Origin of the sequence: Psychromonas arctica (assembly GCF_038155225.1) — a bacterium.
GTDB lineage: Bacteria > Pseudomonadota > Gammaproteobacteria > Enterobacterales > Psychromonadaceae > Psychromonas > Psychromonas arctica_B.
The window spans coordinates 1-4,339 of sequence record NZ_JBAKBA010000080.1; the positions used below are offsets into that span (position 1 = coordinate 1).

General features: G+C 32.5%; 5 protein-coding genes. 2 read left to right on the plus strand and 3 right to left on the minus strand.

The annotated features are described in order from the left end of the window. Positions 1-907 precede the first annotated feature (907 nt). Positions 908-1,492 carry a superoxide dismutase [Fe] gene (gene sodB / locus V6255_RS17795; RefSeq protein ID WP_341629349.1) on the minus strand — a complete coding sequence of 195 codons (585 nt, stop codon included), beginning with the start codon at positions 1,490-1,492 and terminating at the stop codon, positions 908-910. A gap of 208 nt (positions 1,493-1,700) precedes the next feature. Between sodB and grxD the strand changes: the two genes are divergently transcribed. Beyond that, complete coding sequence (grxD, locus tag V6255_RS17800) at positions 1,701-2,033, plus strand: Grx4 family monothiol glutaredoxin (protein ID WP_025563677.1); 333 nt, start codon at positions 1,701-1,703, stop codon at positions 2,031-2,033. Positions 2,034-2,112: 79 nt separating this feature from the next. Here the strand turns inward: grxD and V6255_RS17805 are convergent, their stop codons facing one another. Together V6255_RS17805 and rnt are read right to left on the minus strand one after the other, a co-directional pair. Next, positions 2,113-2,517, minus strand: coding sequence for a fibronectin type III domain-containing protein (locus tag V6255_RS17805; protein ID WP_341629350.1), 405 nt, complete (start codon positions 2,515-2,517; stop codon positions 2,113-2,115). Positions 2,518-2,777: 260 nt separating this feature from the next. After that, on the minus strand, positions 2,778-3,386 hold the full coding sequence (gene rnt / locus V6255_RS17810) for a ribonuclease T (protein ID WP_341629351.1): 609 nt from the start codon (positions 3,384-3,386) through the stop codon (positions 2,778-2,780). 126 nt (positions 3,387-3,512) lie between these two features. Between rnt and V6255_RS17815 the strand changes: the two genes are divergently transcribed. Then, positions 3,513-4,339: flagellar protein MotY (locus V6255_RS17815; protein ID WP_341629352.1), on the plus strand; the 827-nt coding region annotated here is incomplete at its 3' end.

The following is a 4,339-nucleotide window of genomic DNA, read 5'->3' on the forward strand; positions in this document are numbered from 1 at the left end:
GCTCCCTATGCATGCAGAGTAATTATTGAGCACCAAAGATCAACACGCCCTAGTATAGATTCAACGCCTAATTTTCATTAAAACTAAAAGTACTCTCATAGTTAAACATTTAAAGAGAGAGTGCTTTTAGTAACATAGCATTTCACTTACATTCTGATTTAAAATATGATCAATACAATTTCCTCCGTTTCCTACATTAAACTTCTATTACTCGACACCTACCCCCCACTTTTCATGTTATTGACGGCAATAACTAAACTAATAATATTCTCCATCTACCTTTTTAATTAGCGTGATGCACTAAGTTTAAGCAATCATCTATTTATTAGATTGAGTGATACCTATTATATTAAATAAGTTATCTAAATTTTTGCGTAGACACAATGACTTAATTTAAGGCGTAAGTTGAGGACTTTCGAAGATTAACTTCGTTAAGCGTCAGTTGGGGAGTTAATATCAATCTAAGTAATTCTCTAGTCATTTATGCTTGTTAAAATAAAGAAATAAGTTATTTTAATCAGTTAATTAGTGTGATTGATAGTAGAAATTAATACTTATTAATGTTTATTAATGTTTATTAATGTTTATTAATGTTTATTAATGAAAGTGATTACAGCATACATTTAACTGAATTGGGTAATTTTTAAAACCAATTTAACTTTAAGGAAATAAGTTTTTTTGGGTCAAAAACACGCTTTCTTTACTGTAGTAGGCCTACAATTAGATTTGGTGGTGATGCAGAAGCTCAAGTCCGCTTATTCTTTTTCATCTCCTTCGGTAAAAATTGGCAATAAAAAAGCCTATCCGATAATAGTATCTAGATAGGCTTTTAATATAACAAGCGAATTAACGAATGTTAATAACAGTAATTTTTAGTTAAATACTAATTATTCTGTTCTTAATAAAATTATGCAGCGAAGTTCTTAGCTACAAATTCCCAGTTAACTAATGCCCAAAAACCATTTAGGTAGTTAGGGCGAACGTTACGGTAATCGATGTAGTAAGCATGTTCCCATAAATCAACAGTAAGAAGTGGAGTAGTACCTTCTTCAGTTAATGGAGTTCCTGCATTTGATGTATTAACTAATTCTAGTGAACCGTCAGCTTTTTTAACTAACCAAGTCCATGAAGAACCGAAGTTATTCACAGCTTTATCATTTAATTGAGCTTGAAATTCAGCAAATGAACCAAATTTAGCATCGATAGCAGCAGCAAGTTCACCAGAAGGTTCGCCACCAGCGTTTGGTGCTAAACAGTTCCAGTAAAATGTGTGGTTCCAGATTTGTGCAGCATTGTTAAAAACGCCACCTTCAGAAGTTTTGATGATTTCTTCTAAAGATTTTTCAGCAAGAACAGTACCTTCAACTAAACCGTTTAGCTTAGCAACGTATGTAGCATGGTGTTTACCATGGTGAAATTCTAATGTTTCAGCTGAGATATGTGGTTCTAATGCGTCTTTTGCATAAGGTAATGCTGGTAATTCAAAAGCCATTTTAAATTCTCCTAATAAAGGCTGGGGGGGGGTCTAAATTTATAATGGTCATTTATACTTACTTTAAGAATAAAAAGCCACCATAAAGATTGATCTAGATCATTTTGTGTCTATGATAGAATAATCGCAAATTCATAGATAGATTGCACGTATACAAATGTTATAATGTGCAATTAATTAATAACATTCTATCGTTAGAGGAAATATAATGGAAACATTAGATAAAATTAAAGAACAATTAAGCGAAAATACTATCTTGTTATACATGAAAGGTTCGCCAAAATTACCAAGTTGTGGTTTTTCATCACAAGCATCGCAAGCTTTAATGCAATGCGGACAACCATTTGCTTATGTTGATATTCTACAAAACCCAGATATCCGTGCAGAATTACCAAAATATGCAAACTGGCCTACTTTCCCACAACTATGGGTAGACGGTGAGTTAGTCGGTGGATGTGACATTATTTTAGAAATGTCTCAACAAGGTGAATTACAACAATTAATTACCGCTGCGGCAGAAAAAGCAGAAGCAGCTAAATAAAGTAGTCTTCTTGCAAAAAGCCCTCATTAATAATCTTAATGCGGGCTTTTTTTGAATATGTATTAATGATAAGACTTAATCAGTTATCGTTATTACAACTGATGTCTGAGTAAGCGATTCCACTTTCATTGTATGCACCAATTCTATAACAATATGTATTATTTGATAATATATTACTATCTACATAGCTTATTTGATTAGCATCTACAGAAGTTAATATAATAAAGTCATCATTCCCACCAACACTTCGTTCAATAAGAAAGCCCTCTTCATTATCAGCTAAATCATCCCAACTAATTTCAAGAGATTCATATTCCTTTAGAACATCTATTATAGAAGTACTTTCATTTGCAGAGGTACTTTCAGTTGTAGAATCATTGTAAACTTCACTACTTTGCAGTGAATCTGTGCTTCCGCTATTACATCCAATTAAAGGAATAAACGCTAACAGCATAACCAATTTGTAACACTTACTTTTTATCATTTTCTACTAGGTCCTTTTTAACCGATTTAATCTATTTTCAACGAACAACAAAAATAGTCAGTTAAAAAATTCAAAGTTATAGACTACCTTAGTAGCAAAAGATTCACTTTAAAATTCATCTATAAAATATTTGAGGAATGGAAATTAACGGAGGAAAAATATATCACTAAAACATAAATTATTATAATAAAAAAAAAGCCACGAATATATGAAAATACTGCGACTTTAGGTATTGTTTTTACTGTATATTTTTGACTTTTCTACCACCCACCAAATGCTTTATAGCGATTTACCATGTAATAAAACAATTTAGCGGTTACTTCTGTATCGTATAAAGCAGAATGAGCTTCTTTATTATCATACGCTACCCCGGCTTTTTCACATGCTTTAGCCAATACTGTTTGGCCTAGTGTTAAGGCGGCCATACTTGCAGTATCAAAGGATGCAAAAGGATGAAATGGCACACGTTTTAAATTACAACGCTCAGTTGCCTTATTAATAAAACCTTGATCAAACGATGCATTATGAGCAACTAATATTGCCCGATTACAATCATTGTGTTTTTGGTATTTACGTACTTTCTTAAAGATTTCTGTTAATGCTTCACGTTCATCAATTGCATTACGTAGAGGGTTAAAGGGATCAATACCAGTAAAACTAAGTGCTTTAGGATCTAATGCTGCTCCTTCAAAAGGCATCACATGAAAATGTATCTTATCTACGCTTCTTAAGTATCCTTGCTCATCCATTTCAGGAAAAATAGCCGCGATTTCTAAAATAGCATGGACTTGAGGATCCAAGCCTGAAGTTTCAATATCAATGATAACCGGGTAAAAACCTCGAAAACGATCTACTAATTTGTTATCCATTTCATCTCACTGTTAAAATAAAGTTCGAATATTATGCCAGAAAGCACGAAAAACCTCATAATTTTACTAAAGATATTTACTTACTTGTCGATATAAACAACAGTGATTAAAAAATATCGAGCCATTATGAAAAAAATACTACCTTTAATATTCATAGTAACGACAATGCCAGCGACTTCTGCCAATAAGCAGTATCATGCAGGAATGGATAACTCTAATTGGTATTTAAGTAGTTCTTCTCCAATACAATGCACGCTTGAGCACCCTATTCCTCGATATGGCCAAGCAAATTTTATAGCTAAAGCGAGTAAAAAAATTAATCTAGATTTTAGGTTAGAGAGTAAACGAGCAATGCCAACTACGGAAGAGGTTCAATTAAAATCAGTGCCTCCTGCGTGGCATCCAGGTTCAGCTCCTGAATTAATAGATATTGTCACTTTCCACCAACAATTTGATGGATATGTCACTAAACAAAGTGCTTGGAGAATGCTCAATGAACTAGAAAGTGGTCAAGTACCAACCTTTTATTTTCATGATTGGTACAACAATAAACAAATGGTCAGTGTCGGTTTATCATCAATTAACTTTAATAAAAGCTACGATGATTTTAATAACTGTATTTCACAGTTATTACCTTATAATTTCGATGATATCTCATATAGCATTTTACGTTATAAAAAAGATGGTTCTTTATTAACTCAATTTTCCAAAAAACGTTTAAAAATGATCGGTGATTACATAAAACATGATAAATCTATCAATGTAATTTTAGTGTCAGGTTATTCAGATGGTTACGGTGCGGTTAATACAAACCAAGTGTTATCTGAAGAAAGAGCTAACTCAGTTAAAGCATACTTATCTGAGTTAGGGTTCAGCAATGACAACATTAAAGTATCTAGTTTTGGTGAAAAGCATCATGTTGCAGATAATAGAAATATTCTAGGTAGGCAAGA

Coding starts and splice junctions, on each gene's coding strand:
- V6255_RS17805 (WP_341629350.1), bottom strand. CDS start 2,517: ATGATAAAAAGTAAGTGTTACAAATTGGTTATGCTGTTAGCGTTTATT.
- grxD (WP_025563677.1), top strand. CDS start 1,701: ATGGAAACATTAGATAAAATTAAAGAACAATTAAGCGAAAATACTATC.
- rnt (WP_341629351.1), bottom strand. CDS start 3,386: ATGGATAACAAATTAGTAGATCGTTTTCGAGGTTTTTACCCGGTTATC.
- sodB (WP_341629349.1), bottom strand. CDS start 1,492: ATGGCTTTTGAATTACCAGCATTACCTTATGCAAAAGACGCATTAGAA.